We start from the raw sequence: 16,808 nt of genomic DNA, 5'->3' as shown, positions 1-16,808 counted from the left end.
TTGAATGCTTTTATTGTTGCCAGTGAAAAAGAGCTCTACAACTACATTCTAAATCGTTTCATTGCTAGTTGCAACGAATACCCTTTAAAATTCGGGTGATTACTCTTTAATTAAAGACTCACCAGTCATTTCAGCAGGTTTTTCCACGCCTAACAAGTCAAGCATTGTTGGAGCAATATCCGCCAAACGTCCATCGTTACGCAACTCCACATTCTTCTTAGTCACAATCACTGGGACTGGAACCGTTGTATGAGCTGTGTGAGGTTTGCCTTCCGGTGTGGACATCGTCTCTGAGTTGCCATGATCCGCAAAGATAACCGCATAACCGCCTTTAGCTAAGATGGCATCTACCACACGTCCAAGATTTTCATCCACTGCTTCGATTGCTTTGATTGTCGGTTCAAGCATACCGGAGTGCCCAACCATATCCGGGTTAGCAAAGTTCAAAATAATCGCATCATGTTTGTCTGCTTCGATATCATCCACTAAGGCATCAGTGACTTCATAAGCACTCATCTCAGGTTTCAAGTCATAAGTCTCAACTTTTGGCGAATCGATCAAAATACGGCTCTCACCAGGAAACTCTTCGTTGCGTCCACCATTCATAAAGAATGTTACGTGAGGGTATTTTTCAGTTTCAGCTATTCTCAGCTGTTTTAAATCAGCATTTGACAATACTTCTCCCAAAACATTTTTCAATTCAATCGGCGGGTAAGCAACTACTGCATCAATGCTTGGATTGTATAAAGTCATCGTCACAAATTTCACATGAGGATGATTTTCCCGGTCGAAATGTGTCCATTCTTTATCAGTAAATGCGTTAGATAATTGAATGGCACGGTCCGGACGGAAATTGAAGAATATAACTGCATCATCTTCTTTTACGGTCGCAACTGGTGCACCATTTTTTTCAATGACCACAGGCACAACAAACTCGTCATTCACACCTTGTTCATAGGAATCTTCAATTGCCTGAACAGGATCGGCTGCCTTCACACCTTCTCCGTTGACAAGAGCTTTATAAGCCTTTTCAACACGCTCCCAGCGTCTGTCACGGTCCATAGCATAGAATCGGCCAGAGACTGTTGCAACTTCTCCGTAATTCAATTCATCCATCTTGGCAACAAGTTGTCTCATAAAGTCTGCTCCTGAAGTTGGAGGAACATCCCGTCCATCTAGAAAAGCATGCACATAAGTTTGTTTGACACCTTTGGCTTTGGCTAGTGCCAACAAAGCGTATAAGTGATTTTGATGGCTATGTACACCGCCGTCAGAAAGCAGTCCAAACAAATGCAATGCAGTCCCTTTAGCAACGGCATGCTCAACTGCAGACAAAATTCCTTGGTTGGTTTGAAACTCTCCATCAGTGATAGCTTTATCAATTCTAGTCAGACTTTGGTAAACAATGCGGCCGGCACCGATATTCGTATGACCGACTTCAGAATTCCCCATCTGACCTTCGGGAAGACCCACGTCTAAACCAGAAGCTTTCAAGGTACTGTGAGGATATTCCTCCCAGTATTTATCAAAATTAGGTTTGTTTGCTTGTGCTACTGCATTTCCAACGGTTTCATTACGCAAACCAAAACCGTCTAAAATAATAATTGCGACTGGTGACTTACTCATTATTTAACAGCCTCCAACAACGCAAGGAATGATTCGGCATCAAGACTTGCGCCGCCCACAAGAGCACCGTCAACGTTCTCTTTTGCCATATATTCAGCAATATTTTCAGGTTTCACTGAACCGCCATATTGAATACGTACTTTTTCAGCAACCTCTTTGCCGTATAACTTTTCAACTGTTGCCCGTACCACTCCGCAAATTTCATCAGCAATAGCTGCGTCTGCAGATTTTCCAGTACCAATCGCCCAGATAGGTTCGTAAGCAATGACCATTTCGCTGACTTGCTCGCTAGTTAAATCAACTAAACCTGCTGTGATTTGTCCTTCAATCCATTCAGCAGTCTTACCCGCTTCGTAAGTTTCAAGAGATTCCCCGCAACAGAAAATAGGTGTCATGCCATTAGCGATGATTGCTTTCGCTTTTTTATTGATATCTTTATCTGTTTCATGGAAATACTCACGACGCTCAGAGTGTCCGATGATCACATATTCAACACCCAAGTCGGCAATGGCTGCCGGTGAGTTTTCACCTGTGAAAGCTCCAGCATTTTCAAAATAGCAGTTTTGAGCAGACAGTTGTACTTCTGTTCCCTTGACTGCTTCTTTCAATCCATGTAAAAACAATGCAGGGGAACCAATCACGGAATCCACCACATCTTTACTAGGTATCTTTGTTTTCACAGCTTCAGCAAAAGCCAATGCTTCGCCAACTGTTTTATTCATTTTCCAGTTTCCTGCAATGATAGGTTTACGCATTTTAGTAACTCCTTAATAATTATGATAGTCAGTCAGATGACAGACTGAAAGTTCCCTGCTGTCTATTTGTCTGAAATCGCCTCTACACCAGGCAAAGCTTTTCCTTCTAAGTATTCCAAAGAAGCGCCGCCGCCAGTAGAAATGTGAGTGAATTTATCAGCAAATCCTAGTTGGATGGCAGCTGCCGCTGAATCTCCTCCGCCGATGATTGTTGTAGCATCTTCCAAGTTAGCGATTGCCTCACAAACACCGATTGTTCCTTTAGCAAAATTGCTCATTTCGAACACACCCATCGGTCCGTTCCAAACTACAGTTTTAGCTCCGGAAAGTTCTTTAGTGAACAGCTCGATAGTTGCAGGTCCGATATCCAAGCCCATGGCGTCTGCCGGAATCGTTCTTCCTTCAGAAACGAAGGTATCCACATCATTGCTGAACTCTTTCGCACATACTGAATCCACAGGTAAAACCAACTTGTCTCCTGCTTTTTCAATCAATGATTTTGCCAAATCAATTTTATCTGCTTCTACAAGTGATTTACCGATTTCAAGACCTTTGGCTGCATAGAAAGTATAAGTCATTCCACCGCCGACAAGTACTTTGTCAGCTTTGTCTAATAAATTCTCGATAACGCCAATTTTATCAGAAACTTTGGCACCGCCTAAAATTGCTACAAATGGACGTTTCGGCTCATCTACAGCTCCGCCGATAAATTTAATTTCTTTTTCCATCAAGAAGCCGGCTGCTGAATCAAGGTTAGAAGAAATTCCAACGTTGGAAGCATGAGCACGGTGTGCAGTTCCAAAAGCATCGTTAACAAAAACATCACCTAAAGAAGCCCAGTATTTTCCTAATTCAGGATCATTTTTGCTTTCTTTTTTTCCATCGATATCTTCAAAACGTGTGTTTTCCACAACAAGGACTTCACCGTCTTTTAGAGCATCGATAGCGGATTCTAACTTCTCTCCGCGGGTTTCAGGAACGAAAACAACTTCCTTACCAAGTAGTTCTGCTAGACGGTCAACCACTGGACGCAAAGATTTTCCTTCTTTATCTTCCTCAGTTTTCACACGTCCCAAGTGAGAAAATAAAATCGCCTTGCCGCCTTGCTCAATAACGTAGTTGATTGTCGGCAATGCCGCAACAATACGGTTGTCATCTGTAATAACGCCGTCTTTCAAAGGTACATTGAAGTCAACACGTATCAAAACTTTTTTATCTTTTAAATTAAGATCTTTCACAGTCTTTTTAGCCATTTTAATTGATAGCCTCCCATAATTTATCTCTCATAGAAAGAAAAGCGAGGAAGCGCGCTGCTTCCCCGCTTTTTATTAAGCATATTAACCTAATTTTGCAAAGTATTCTAAAGTTCTTACTAATTGTGCAGTATATGACATTTCGTTGTCATACCAAGCAACAGTTTTAACTAATTGTTTGTCGCCAACAGTCATTACTTTTGTTTGAGTTGCATCAAACAATGAACCGTAAACCATTCCGACAATGTCAGAAGAAACGATTGGATCTTCTGTATAACCATAAGACTCGTTAGCGTCAGCTTTCATTGCTGCGTTCACTTCGTCAACAGTTACAGTTTTTTCTAAAACAGTCACTAACTCTGTCAATGAACCAGTTGGTACAGGAACACGTTGAGCAGCTCCGTCTAATTTTCCGTTTAATTCAGGAATAACTAGGCCAATTGCTTTAGCAGCACCAGTTGTGTTTGGTACGATGTTAGCTGCAGCAGCACGAGCACGACGTAAGTCTTTATGCGGTGCATCTAATGTGTTTTGGTCTCCAGTATAAGCGTGGATAGTTGTCATCAAGCCTTCAACAATACCAAATTTGTCTTGCAAAGTTTTAGCCATTGGAGCTAAACAGTTAGTAGTACAAGAAGCTCCTGAGATAACAGTTTCCTTACCAGTTAAGATATCATGGTTAGTGTTGTAAACAACTGTAGGCACGTCGTTTCCGCCTGGCGCAGAAATAACGACACGTTTTGCTCCGCCCTTCAAGTGTTTTTCAGCACCTTCTTTGGAAGTAAAGAAACCAGTACATTCTAAAACGATTTCTACACCTAAGTCTCCCCAAGGTAGTTCTTCAGGATTTCTGTTAGCCATAACTGTTACCTTTTTGCCATTTACATCAAAGTAACCATCATGAACTTCAACATCACCGTTGAAACGTCCTTGTGTTGTATCATATTTTAACAAATGAGCAAGAGTAGCTGCGTCTGTCAAGTCGTTGATTGCTACAACTTCGATGCCTTCTACATCTTGAATGCGGCGAAATGCCAAACGTCCGATACGTCCAAATCCGTTAATACCTACTTTTACTGTCATGCTGGATTTCCTCCTTTAGAAAATCAAAAAAATTTTTTATTTTAAAGGTTTTTACCTTTTAAAATCTCTTCTGCTGCACCCTCGTCAATAACTAACCATGTTTGACTTGGGGCATGTTTCATATACGACTGAATCGCCTGGCTTTTATTCTTTCCGCCGGTGACTGCAATCACGATCGGGATTTTTTTTAAATCCTTTAACTGTAAACCAATCCGGGGGATTTTATAGACGATTTCACCGTCTGCATCAAAAAAATAACCAAAAGATTCTCCCACGGCACCATTGGCAGCCAGCATATCAAGTTCTTCTTGGGACATGCCGCGGCGTTCAGCCATATGCATGGCCTTGCCGATACTGTGAATCACACATGTTGATCGATCAATCAGTGCCAGAACTTCTTGAACTGTTGGTTCCTGAAGCAATGATGCATAAGTTTCCTTACTGACCCTTTCTGGAACGTAGAGCGGACGGGAACGTCCTCCTGTCCGGGCAGCCATCATGCCGCTTACTGAGTTGGCTTGAATGTTCATAGCTTCGCCTAAACCGCCTCGTGCGGGAACAAAAATATTATTCTGCTGTTCAGAAGCCAACGAATGCATATTGTCAGCCACGCCAGCCATTGTCGTTCCGCCCATGACCGCAATGATATTTTCACCGCTAGGCAGCAGCGTATTCAAGGCATCTGTGACCGTTTCGCCAAATTCTACTAACACCTTTGGATCCTCGTCACTATTTCCTGAAACGATGATACAACGTTCAATTTCAAAAAAGTCAGCCAATTTTTTTTCTTTTTGCTGCATTCCTGATAACTGAGACATCATGTGTTCTAAACTATCTAAAATCCGGGCACCTTCTTCTGTCAAAGTCATACCGCTTTTGGATGTCTCAATCAGTCCTAGACTGCGTAAAACATCTGCTTCAGTACGCAAAACCCGTTCAGTAATATCTAGCTTTTGAGATAAAGCTCTGCGACCGATCGGTGACATCCATCGGATATGTCTTAAGATATTAAATCTTTCTTGAACAATCTCCAAAACATCAGGAACAATCGCTTCTAGTAAACGTAATTGATTATCCACTCGTTTTGTCACTTTCCCTTCGTTGGACTTTAAACGTCCAAGTCAGTCGTTTATCGACCCATCATCTCTAAAAAAATTTGGTAGTCGATATATTTAAATATTTAACTACCAAAGCTAAAGCAAGTATAGCATTGATACTTGCCAAAATCAAGAGAAGACACCTATTTTTGCCAGCAAACTTGATAATAAAGGCCTTCAAGATATAAATATAACACTCTATTTATTTTTAATTATATTAGTAAGTTTACTAAACCTTGAAACATTACATGTCCATTACAAAGTGAAAATCTTTTTCTTCTATATAAAGAAACGTTCTTTATTTATGAAAAATAAAAAGCAATCCCAAAGCGAATGGAATTGCTGGAAAAATTTGTATCATATTAAAGAGGTCAAGAAAAAATATTTCTTTCAAAAAAATCTAGTCATAGCGTTTACGATTTGAAGAAGATGGTATCCCCAACACATCCCGATACTTTGCAACCGTCCGGCGGGACATTTCAATCCCTTCCTCTTTCAAAAGATTTAATATTTTCTGATCAGACAGAGGTTTGTTTTTATCTTCATTATCTATAATCAGTTTTATTTTTTGTTGAACATCACTGGCAGACAGGGCATCGCCGCCCTCGTCAGGATTAACAGCATTCGTAAAAAATGACCTTAACTCAAAAACACCAAAATCCGTTTCTAAATACTTGCCGTTAACTGCCCTGCTGACTGTTGACTCGTGAATATCTAAAGTTTCAGCTAATTCTTTCAGTTTCATTGGTTTCAACGGACGGGCAGTGTCAAAAAAGAACTCCTTTTGCCTTTTGACAATCTCTAGGCCGATTCTCAAGATAGTATTGCCCCGCTGCTGCACACTTTTTTGAAGCCAATTAAATTCGCCCTTTTTCTCTCTCAGATATTTTTTTACTTCCGGGTCATCTGTTTGGGACATACGGTTAAAATATTCCTCTTGAAAACGGATGAGAGGCTGTCCCCGTCTGGTGGACAAGACTTCCAACTGATCATCTTCTTTTTTGACGATTAAATCAGGGTAAATATGCTGTTCATAGGATTCTCCATAGCCGGCCCCCGGGTTAGGCGACAAAGTTTGTACGTAATCGTAAATCATTTGAACTTCAGCTAAAGATATTTTATATTTATCCGCAATTTTTTTCCATTTTCTCTCTGCAAAGGCTTCGAAGCATTCCTCAAGAACGATATAAGCCATTTCCGGTGCCTTATCATCTCTTTCAGTCTGCAGCATCAAACATTCTTGTAGGTTTCTCGCCCCTACACCGGCAGGATCAAGTTGCTGTAAAAGTGTCAAAGCATCCAGCATCTGAATAAAATCCGCGCCTGTTTTTTCCGCCGCATCTTCAAGGTCAATGGACAGATAGCCGTTGACATCAATAAATTCTACTAAAAAAATAATCAACTGACGCAAATACGTGTCACGGTAATTTAAATGGATCTGATCGATCAAATATTCAAATAACGATATGTGAGTGTCAGGAATCTGAGCAAAAAAATTGCTCTCCTCATCATCGGAATCCTTTTTCGGTTTTCTGCTGTAATGAGTTACATCTGCTTGGGCACCTGTAACTTTAATTTCAAGCAAAGGATTTTCTAATGTTTTATCTTTTAAAAATGAAAGCAACTCATCAGTATTAAATTGCAAAATTTGAATAGATTGCTGTAATTCCTGTGTCATGGCAAGTTTTTGCACTTGTTTTTGTTGTTGACTTAATTGTTGGCCAAACCTCATAATAATCCTCTTTCTATCATTCGATCCAAATTGATGCAAACGAACACTTGCTATTTTTAAGAAAATTAGTTAAACTAACTATTGTGTTCAAGGCACCCTTAGTGTAGTGGATATCACACAAGATTCCGGTTCTTGAGACAGGGGTTCGATTCCCTTAGGGTGCGTCAATAGTGTATCACGGTTTATTACGGTTCGTCAAAATATTCAGAATGGCCAGATTCGTTCATTTTATGACTGGTTGAAAAGCTTGGTTAGAGACAGTTGTCGCTAAAAAACGTTTCCGGCTAAAGTCCAGTATCCCTATTCATTTGATAATTATAAATATTTTATAGTTCATCTCTTCAAAGGAATAAGAGTCAGAACACCTAGATATTAAAAAAGACATTTCGAAATCGAAATGTCTTTTTTGTTGGATTAGTTAATCGTACATTCATTCTACACATTGTTTTATTACTGATGTGGTAGAATAAAGTAAAGGAGGCGTTGTTTTATGAAATTAACATATAAAAAAATCCTTGTCCCTTTCGACGGTTCAGATCAATCCAAAGAAGCTCTTGAACACGCAAAAGTCCTGGCTGAATTTCAAAATGCTCATGTGACGATTCTTCAAGTTCTGACACCTATTGCTTATTTTTTGGCACCCTATACCCTTGTCCCAACCAGTCTGATTGAAGGTGAAACTGAAGCTGACTTACAATTAAAACGAGAAATGGAAGATGAACTCAATCCGGAAAAATCTGATAATGTCACTGTCACTATTTTAAGAGGCACACCCAAAAATACCATTGTAGATTTTGCAAAAGAAAATAATTTTGATATCATCGTCATGGGAGCTACCGGAAAACATGGAATCAATAAACTGCTCATCGGCTCCACAACAGCCTATGTGGTAAACCACGCGCCGTGCTCTGTCATCACAGTCAAATAATACTCATGAAGACAGAGTCTCAAAAATATTTTAAACTAAAAATATATATTAAGAGTCCCATGAAATCACTTTTCTAAAATAGTAATTTCATGGGATTTTATGATTTTTAGGTCCGACTGTTTTATTTTTGGGCACAAAAATAGTCTAGCAGAGGTGTTCTCATTCATACACATCTGAACTGAGGTTCTTATGTCCACTCAATCCTTCGTTTTTCAACACTTGCTAGACTCTTCGATTGGTAAGGAATTTCTCAAATCCCCACGTTCCTTTCTCAGTTGATCTTTTCGTCAACTGCTTTCACTATTACGTCGGCAACTTGACCGACCTTTTGGGAATTTCTATTATCCCTTACATCTATTTTATACCATATAATCCCTTTTATTGCAAGCGCTGACACTTATTTGTTGTTGGCATTATTTCTCCATTTTTTCGATATTCATAATCGATAATTATAATCGTAATTTATACTTAAATAGTTTTATTTTCCCTTCCTAACGGCGAAACAAAACAGGTGGGAAAGCAAACTCCCACCTGACACTTCGTATGTCTTTGTCTTCTGATTTTTGAGTAATTTTCTAAAGGCTGGTTTTCAGAGAATGTCTTAAACATCAAAGAAACTTTTCTTTTTTTAGTAGCTGTTGTGCTAAATCTATCTGCTGCTCATTTACCAAAATAACCGGGCCTGTACATCCCATTCCGCTTTCTGCGTAAATTTTTTCTTTCCAGAGAACATTTACAGCCTCATCTAACTCTATCACATCAATACCGGAAATTTCTTCTGTTACCACTTGTTTTTCAGGCGGAGCAATCAGCTCTTCCTTTACAACCGAAGAAGGCTTCAACTCCTCGCAAATTTTTCTTAATCCCGCTTGTTCTGCTTCTCGATACTCCTTTTGACTAATTTCAGAAAGTCCTCCCTTAGCAAGCTGATAAGCATATTCCAATGCATTTGTAATTACCGGTGCCCCGCTCGTTCTCGAAATGATACAAATATTTTTATCATAGTTTGCTCCGATACCAGGGCCATAGCCAGAGCCTAGACTTTCGTAACTGCCGCCGCTAGAATAAGCAGAAAACAGTTTAGTCAATATATTTCCAGTTAGACTGTCTGTCACCACCACATTGACACTGCCTGTCAGCAAATCATTTCCTCTCAAGACACTTCCTCTATCGGCCCGGACGCTTTCACCAAAATGAATATCGTAACCATTTTCTTTTAAAGAAATCAGGGATCGTTCAACTGTTTTTGCACCATCCACATTCAAAATGCCGACTGTAGGAGTTTCAATACCGAGTGCTTTTGCCGCTATGATACCATTGATTGTGTTTAATACCATGGCCTCATTCCTTACAGCGCTTGTTGTTCCGGTGGTGGTGGCTATCAATACTTCTCTTCCAAAAGCCGGTGTCAAAATCCGGCCGACCGTTGACACCCCAATCGGAAAATTATAATGAAGTGTGACACATCCTTGAATTTCTCCCTTTTCCAGCAGCTCTTCCATGATGTCATAGGCATCTTTTTGACAGTCTGTTGTAGAAACGTAATCAAAGTCTGCCATCCATTCCTGATGACTGCCAATAATGACAACATCAAAATCATTTTTCTTTTTTATCTGATAGGCAGCTTCTTTCATCACATCAAAACCTAACTCACTGCCATCAATCGTCAATCCGATTTTAATCCGTGTTTCCATTTTTCCAGTTTCAATCGCCGTTGCCAAATCTTCAAAAACCTCTTTGACTATTTTTTTTATTTGATCAGACATGATTCCACCCCTAATCTGAGGAAAGACTGGCAGCAAAGCTTCTTAGAGCTTTTGCAACTTCAGTTTTAACCAGCTCTTCCAAATCCCTTTGATCGTCTTCGGCTATTTTTCCGGAATTTCTTTCCATAATGATTGATACCCCATCAAACAAATTAGTCATTCTTCCTAAAAATAAAGAACCTTTTCCAACAATCATACAGCGTTTTTTGCTACCATTGGTCAGATCATCCAATGCATAACCAAGATAAGGAACACCGCTTGGGATATGTCCTTGAGTAGGTGCCCATCCAACCAACGCTTTCTCATTGACGAAACTCATCAAATCTTTTTTTTCGATTTCTTTACGAAGGACGCCAATGGCACCGATCATTTTTAAATTAGCCAGCGGTACATCTCCTGCACCAGCAGGTTTCGTCACGTCAGGATTTTGCATTTCCACTGAATACACATCAATGTCTTTTACAGTCAATCCAGCTTTGTCCAAAGCATCGGCAATCAAAGCCGTAGTCACAGCTTGAGGGCTGGAACCGCTAGACACTTTGTGCATTCCTGTCAGATCGTGCCGAAAAATCGGATGGACGCCATCATTTTCACCGACCATGACGGCAAAACCTCCCAATACGTCTTCCAAAATCGGAAATCCTTTATTCACATGGGATTTGCCGTTCATCCCTAACTTAGCTGCCGAGCCGCCAGCCACCACTACCACATTCTTATGTGTTCCCGAAGCTACTAGAGAAGCAGCAGTGATAATCGAATGGGTCGGTGCGGAACAAAAACTGCGGATATCGCTGCCCGTCGCATTAGAACAGCCGCACAACTCTGCAATAGATTTTGCAAAATTGCCTCCTCCCCGCTGGTTCATATCTCCGCAAGCTTCTTCACTGCACTCAATGACATAATCCACTGATGCCGGATCGATGTCATTCTTATCAAACAGGTGACGCAAAGCTAGGACTCCGCTGGCTTTAGCCACCAAATTTTCAAGCATGACATGGGCGCTCAAATTAAGATCGATTTGATGGGCACGGCTGACACAGCCAACTAATTCTCGCTGATAATACAGTCCTTCTGCACCGTTTTCTGAAAGTTCGTTTTCGATCCAAGTTAAATTTTTTTCATTTTTTATTTCTCCAACATCGTCTTTGAATAAGTGATGAGCTGATAAAGCATCTCTAACCTTTTCAGCAAAACTTTCTTCTAAATGAACCAGCTCGAAGACATCGACGATTTGCAGCAAACCATAAAATTCAAGCTCCGGTAAAATTTCCCCAAACTTTCCTACCCGTTTTCCTTCGTTAGTTGCTTTCACCCAAGGTTGGGGTATTTTTTTTAAATCATCATAGTGCAGATTCCCGATATATGTTTGATTAGGGGCATAATTGATTACATCTTCATAGGACCGGATATTTTCATATAAATTTTTCAGGTAATCGCTGTCTGGTGCGGTGATTTTTTCGGTTGTTTGAGTTGTTCCGTTATGTTCGATCATATCGGGTGTATGCACCAAGACGTAGCTTGCCCCTTTTAATGTGGAGTAATTCATCTGCAGTCCCTCCCTAAATATTTCTTTTGATCAAACTCTCGATATTTTCCTTAGTACAATCGTCTTGGATGAGTTCATCGATTTTTTCGCCATTTTTAAATATCGATATCACCGGCAAACCCAGTATTTTATGCTTGATACAAAAACGACGAACTTTTTTTTGCGATGTGTTGAATTTAGTAAAATGGACTCTGTCTCCATATTTTTCAGCCAATTCCTCTACTGCCGGCATCAAAGCAATACAATTTTCACAAGACTCACCCCACCAGTCAACTAAAACCGGTTGGGCATTGTTTATGACTTCCTCATCAAAATTATCTAATGTCAATTCAATCATCTCAGAAAGCCTCCTTATTTCATTTTCTCCACATATTTTTGTGCCGAAAAAGCTGCAATCGCTCCATCGCCAGCAGCAGTTACCACTTGCCTCAAAATTTTCGGACGAATGTCACCCGCAGCAAAAACTCCCGGAATTTCCGTTGCCATGTTTTCATCAGTCAGCATATAACCGAAATCATCCAGCGGAATTATTCCTTCATATACTTCGGTGTTGGGAATGGTGCCTATGAATACAAAAATCCCAAATAAGCCGTCTTCCTCATCTGCCTTGATTCGGGTCAATTCGCCGGTTTTGGTATTTTTGATGGTCATTCCTTCCACCATCCCGTCCCCTTCTATATCCACAACAACTGAATTAAAAATATAATAGATTTTATCATTTGCTTTAGCTTGCTCCACGGCAATAGCATCCGCTGTCAAATGGGACAAATTTTGAATCAAGGTTACTTTTCTGGCAAAATTTGTTAAAAAAACTGCCTCTTCAACGGCTGAATTACCTCCGCCTATAACATAAACTTCCATATCTTCAAAAAATGCTCCATCACAAGTGGCACAATAAGACACACCTTTGCTGCGCAATTCTTTTTCACCCGGGCATCCGATTTCTCTCGGGTGAGCCCCGTTAGCACAGATGACAGTGTAGGATTCATAAACTGTCCCGTCCTGACAGGTGATTTTTTTTATCTCTCTTGAAACATCTAAATTCACAACTTTTTTTCTTAATTGAATTTCTGCTCCAAATTTTTGCGCTTGTTCAGTCATTCTGGCAATCAATTCCGGTCCTGTTGTTTCTTCTTCTTTTCCGCGGACAGATCCGGGAAAATTTGCAATTTCATGAGTAGTAACGATTTGTCCGCCAAGTTTAGTTTGCTCTAGGACGAGGACTTTTAATCTCGCTCTGGCATTATATAAAGCCGCTGTCAGTCCTGCTGGTCCTCCTCCGATAATTACCACATCATACTTAGTCATTTGTTCAGCTCCTTTTTGAAACTGCCTGAATATAACTATTCAGGCAGCTGACAAGTATTTTTAATCAAAGACTGTTTGTTCTTCAACAGGTGTCGTTAAGGCGGCCAGAGCTTTTTCCACGATTTCCCGGCGTACTTTTTTCTCATCCTTGAAAGATAAATTTGGATTTCCTAATGGATGAGGGATAGCCACTGCTGGTACGATTCGATTTGCTCCCACTGTGACTGAAATCGGAACGACTGTACAGATATGAACCACCGGGATTCCAGTTTTCTCAATTTCTTTTACCATCGTTGCACCGCAACGTGTACAGGTCCCTCAGGTTGACGTCAAAATTACCGCATCTACGCCATCAATTCTAAGTTTTTCTGCAATTTCAGCAGCAAATTTTTTGGCATTGGCAACAGAAGTTCCGTTACCCACTGTGGTGTAGAAAAATTGATGCAGACTGCCGATTTTCCCTTCCTTTTCCAGCTCTCTGACCACATCTAAAGGCAACACACGGTTGGGATCTTGATTGGCATAGACCGGGTCGTATCCGCCATGGGCAGTTTCATAAGTGTCATCAGTTAAATAATCCACTCCGGAAATGTCGTATTGCCCATACTTGGACGCACTGCTTGATTCAATATGATCGGGATTTCCTTTCGGGACGATGCCCCCTGATGTGACCAAAGCAATTTTAGCCTTTGATAAATCTTCCAAAGCGTTTCCGGGAACAACATTATCAAATTCAGGCATCGGGTATTCCGTAACAAATTCTTCTTCCTTTAATTTTTTAATCAGCATGTCCACTGCCCGCTCCGACCCTCTATGTGCTGCTTGAAAATTGACACGATACCTGACAAAATAGTTATCAGCTTCTGGTGATACTTCTTCATTTTTTAAAAGTTTCAACGCTAATCTCGCTATTACGGGCACAGCTTTTCTCATGCCAGCTGCACTGCTTTTAGTCGGGACGATGTAAGCATCTTTTTTAAACAAATCCAAACCAGGATTTTCTTCATACATGCCCGTCACAGCCGGGATTCCCAACTGTTCCATCACCGCTTTTGCCACAGCCCCGCATGCCATTCCATACCTGCCAGCGTTAAAAGCTGGACCGGCAATTACCAAATCAGGGTTGTATGATTTTATAAAATCGACGACTTTTTTTTCTGCAGATGCTAAATTTTCATTAAAATAGCTGTCTCCACAGACAACAGTTCCGACGATTTCAGCTTCCTCCCCAAACGCGTTTGTAAACGCAAGACCGGGGCCAACAACCTCTGCTTTAGTAAAGGGTTCCAAATCAGCTTTTTCTTCGCCGCCAATTCCGGCATAAAACTGATTTATATAGTGAACTACTTTAAATTTACTCGTCATTGTATGCCTCCTTACGATAAATATCCCATTTGATTCTTTCAATATTTGGAATATTCATTTCGGATCTCAGTCATCTCTTCAATAATATCATCAACATCAAGTATCATCTCCATCATGCCGACTTGTTCTTCATAGACAGTCTCATCCACAATCGTTTTGATTTCCGGCTCTACAATATGGTAAACAGCTAAACCTAGCTGTACATTGGTCAACGGACCTGCGTAGGTAGGATCCCCATTGGTGACAGTCTCAGCAGCAAGACCTGCTGCTTCCCCTTCAGCTGCACCAATAATCACTACCACATTTTCGGCACCATAATTATCAGCTGCCTCTTTTACTCTACGCTGATTTTCCAAATCCATTGCCCCTGCGGCCGTTCAAACAAAACATTCTGTTGATGAAAAGATGATTTCTGCCCCTGTATTTGCCAGACACGCTTCTATGGCCTGTCCCGGAATACCGTCTCGGTCTCCAATGACTAAAACCTTTTTGTTTTCCAAGGTAAATGTCATGATTTATTCCTCCTTAAATTCCTATTCAACACTTACTAACCTATCTTTATGATTCTATACGCCTTTAGCAGACAAATGATTAAACCCAAGCTCGTTGGTCGAGCCGGTAATCGCTTGAATCTCAACTTCAATCGAACCGTCTTCTTTTAGACTGCCATCAAACCCTCCTGCAATCACATCCACATCATCCAACTGTCCAATAACCTTGTCCATCTTCGGCAATTGGACGATTTCATTTGCATTGCCGCCTGTCACCACGGCTGTCGCAAGTTTATCTGCATCTGCCAGAGATTGACTTGCACCATCTCTTCCTGCGTATTCATCAGTAACGATTACCGTACGTATGCCTTTTTCTTCCAACTTCTTACAATTCATAATTAAATCTGTGTCGGGATTCCCAAATCCCTCTTGGGAAATAATCACACCATCCAACCCTAAAAATTCCGACAGCTTGGCAACAAAATCACTCGAGCGCTGCTTATCCTTTAAATAGACTGTTTCATTCGTGATGATGACAGCGATAAAATTTAGTTCTTTTCCATGTTTCTTATACAAGTCTTCAATCACCGGATTGTTTTGATGGTGATAGGTTGTATTCTTGTCACAGGCAGACACACAGTTGCCGCTGATGATGGCACCATCCATTATTTCTGTCGGATATAAAATCGTAGGCACGATATGTTTGGCATCAGTCCCATAGACATAGGTATCATGTAACAATCCTTGTGTTTGAAGCATGTAAATGTATCCAACTTTGGGTAATTCCGGGAATTGTGCCAGCTGTTTTTGTAAAGGCAATGTTTCATAAGTTTCAATCTCGTCCGGTTCGATATTTTCCCCCAACTTACCCAGATAATCTGCAATTTTTAAACCGGCCAAACGGGCTGCTTCTTCATACTGGTGGGGTTCGATATCATCTTTCGGTTTTAAAACAAGACAGATTTCCATCAACTTTGAAAAAGGGGTCAGTTCCGCCCCCGGACCTTTCATATCAACGATTCCTTCTTGAAAGCCGACAATTTTTCCAACTGTCATCACTGCACAGCCTTTTAAAACATGGGTACGACCGCTCCCCACAGTATCTACTTTGTTGATAACACCGGGAAAGATGCCGCTGGACAATCCGATTTTACATCTAGGTTCAATAACATCTTTGACTGGCGTAATTCGAACACTTTCCCCTGGCTTGGCAATTTCAATCGAACAAGCTGCCAATCGTTCATCTTCTAATACAAGTTCAGTAATTTTTTCAGGATTAATGTACAGTACATGATTTTCAATCCTTTCTTCTGTGGCTGTTTCAACATTCTGAATTTGAATTTTTCCAAGTTCTAATTTCATTTTCTCACCTCAATTCTTTGGAATTTATGGTAATGCCTCCTTCCCAAATATTTTTCTACAACTAAAAACTATGATAACCATAGGACGTACTTATCCGTTGTAACGTGCTCTTTGTAAGATATAAATCAAAAGATGCAAAATCATCCAAAATTTTATCAGTGCAGACCGGATACACGTGATTTTTCATAAATTTCTCATACACTAATATGGCTGATTCAATATATTCTAAACTTTCCAAATCGATATATCTGTTTGAACTTTCAGATAAAAAAATAGTTTTAAAATAAGTTTTGTCAGGTTTGATGTTGCCGCTTAATGGATGACTTAGCAGAAGCATCTTTTGATCCACAATCATTTTTTTTGCGTATTCAAATATTTCACCAGAAGACACCTTTTTATAGTCCAACTCCAAATTATTAACCGCTTTCATTTCTTCTGCTACCTTGGGATTATTTGTTAATAATATCATCATAGGCTCCTAAAAATTCATTATTTC

The 16,808-nt window shown here is 40.3% G+C and carries 15 protein-coding genes and 1 tRNA gene; 2 read left to right on the top strand and 14 right to left on the bottom strand.

Annotated elements, in window-relative coordinates:
• Positions 1-99: 99 nt before the first annotated feature.
• The 6 genes from gpmI to rpoN form a co-directional block, all read right to left on the bottom strand.
• Complete coding sequence (gene gpmI / locus AC4PHI_RS06385; RefSeq protein ID WP_492201468.1) at positions 100-1,626, bottom strand: 2,3-bisphosphoglycerate-independent phosphoglycerate mutase; 1,527 nt, start codon at positions 1,624-1,626, stop codon at positions 100-102.
• A complete protein-coding gene (tpiA, locus tag AC4PHI_RS06380) occupies positions 1,626-2,381 on the bottom strand; it encodes a triose-phosphate isomerase (protein ID WP_492201467.1) in 756 nt (251 codons plus the stop codon). The genes gpmI and tpiA overlap by 1 nt, the downstream gene beginning before the upstream one ends.
• 62 nt (positions 2,382-2,443) lie before the next feature.
• Positions 2,444-3,634, bottom strand: coding sequence for a phosphoglycerate kinase (locus AC4PHI_RS06375; RefSeq protein WP_492201466.1), 1,191 nt, complete (start codon positions 3,632-3,634; stop codon positions 2,444-2,446).
• Between the two features lie 84 nt (positions 3,635-3,718).
• Positions 3,719-4,717: a type I glyceraldehyde-3-phosphate dehydrogenase gene (gene gap / locus AC4PHI_RS06370; RefSeq protein ID WP_492201465.1), complete on the bottom strand. Its 999-nt coding sequence runs from the start codon at positions 4,715-4,717 to the stop codon at positions 3,719-3,721.
• 41 nt (positions 4,718-4,758) lie between these two features.
• Complete coding sequence (locus AC4PHI_RS06365) at positions 4,759-5,796, bottom strand: sugar-binding transcriptional regulator (RefSeq protein WP_492201550.1); 1,038 nt, start codon at positions 5,794-5,796, stop codon at positions 4,759-4,761.
• Between the two features lie 418 nt (positions 5,797-6,214).
• Complete coding sequence (rpoN, locus tag AC4PHI_RS06360; RefSeq protein WP_492201464.1) at positions 6,215-7,546, bottom strand: RNA polymerase factor sigma-54; 1,332 nt, start codon at positions 7,544-7,546, stop codon at positions 6,215-6,217.
• Positions 7,547-7,638: 92 nt separating this feature from the next.
• Between rpoN and AC4PHI_RS06355 the strand changes: the two genes are divergently transcribed.
• Together AC4PHI_RS06355 and AC4PHI_RS06350 are read left to right on the top strand one after the other, a co-directional pair.
• Positions 7,639-7,710, top strand: a tRNA-Arg gene (locus tag AC4PHI_RS06355).
• 326 nt (positions 7,711-8,036) lie between these two features.
• Positions 8,037-8,474, top strand: coding sequence for a universal stress protein (locus AC4PHI_RS06350; RefSeq protein ID WP_492201463.1), 438 nt, complete (start codon positions 8,037-8,039; stop codon positions 8,472-8,474).
• 608 nt (positions 8,475-9,082) lie between these two features.
• Here the strand turns inward: AC4PHI_RS06350 and grdD are convergent.
• From grdD to AC4PHI_RS06310, 8 genes are all read right to left on the bottom strand, one after another.
• A complete protein-coding gene (grdD, locus tag AC4PHI_RS06345) occupies positions 9,083-10,240 on the bottom strand; it encodes a glycine/sarcosine/betaine reductase complex component C subunit alpha (RefSeq protein WP_492201462.1) in 1,158 nt (385 codons plus the stop codon).
• A gap of 10 nt (positions 10,241-10,250) precedes the next feature.
• Positions 10,251-11,786, bottom strand: a complete 1,536-nt coding sequence (gene grdC / locus AC4PHI_RS06340) for a glycine/sarcosine/betaine reductase complex component C subunit beta (RefSeq protein WP_492201461.1) — start codon at positions 11,784-11,786, stop codon at positions 10,251-10,253.
• Positions 11,787-11,799: 13 nt separating this feature from the next.
• Positions 11,800-12,123 carry a thioredoxin TrxA gene (gene trxA, locus AC4PHI_RS06335; RefSeq protein WP_492201460.1) on the bottom strand — a complete coding sequence of 108 codons (324 nt, stop codon included), beginning with the start codon at positions 12,121-12,123 and terminating at the stop codon, positions 11,800-11,802.
• A 14-nt stretch (positions 12,124-12,137) separates the two neighbouring features.
• Positions 12,138-13,127, bottom strand: coding sequence for an NAD(P)/FAD-dependent oxidoreductase (locus tag AC4PHI_RS06330; protein WP_492201549.1), 990 nt, complete (start codon positions 13,125-13,127; stop codon positions 12,138-12,140).
• 27 nt (positions 13,128-13,154) lie between these two features.
• Positions 13,155-14,459: a glycine reductase complex selenoprotein B gene (gene grdB / locus AC4PHI_RS06325; protein WP_492201459.1), complete on the bottom strand. Its 1,305-nt coding sequence runs from the start codon at positions 14,457-14,459 to the stop codon at positions 13,155-13,157.
• Between the two features lie 38 nt (positions 14,460-14,497).
• Positions 14,498-14,971, bottom strand: a complete 474-nt coding sequence (gene grdA, locus AC4PHI_RS06320) for a glycine/sarcosine/betaine reductase complex selenoprotein A (RefSeq protein ID WP_492201458.1) — start codon at positions 14,969-14,971, stop codon at positions 14,498-14,500.
• A 54-nt stretch (positions 14,972-15,025) separates the two neighbouring features.
• The gene (locus tag AC4PHI_RS06315; RefSeq protein WP_492201457.1) at positions 15,026-16,312 is read right to left on the bottom strand and encodes a glycine/sarcosine/betaine reductase component B subunit; all 1,287 of its coding nucleotides are present in this window, start codon (positions 16,310-16,312) and stop codon (positions 15,026-15,028) included.
• 61 nt (positions 16,313-16,373) lie between these two features.
• Complete coding sequence (locus AC4PHI_RS06310) at positions 16,374-16,781, bottom strand: GrdX family protein (RefSeq protein ID WP_492201456.1); 408 nt, start codon at positions 16,779-16,781, stop codon at positions 16,374-16,376.
• Between the last annotated feature and the right edge of the window lie 27 nt (positions 16,782-16,808).

The organism is Vagococcus sp. QWL-13 (assembly GCF_058683555.1).
Note: the sequence above shows the minus strand (reverse complement) of the source record. Positions and strands in the feature narration are given on the sequence as shown.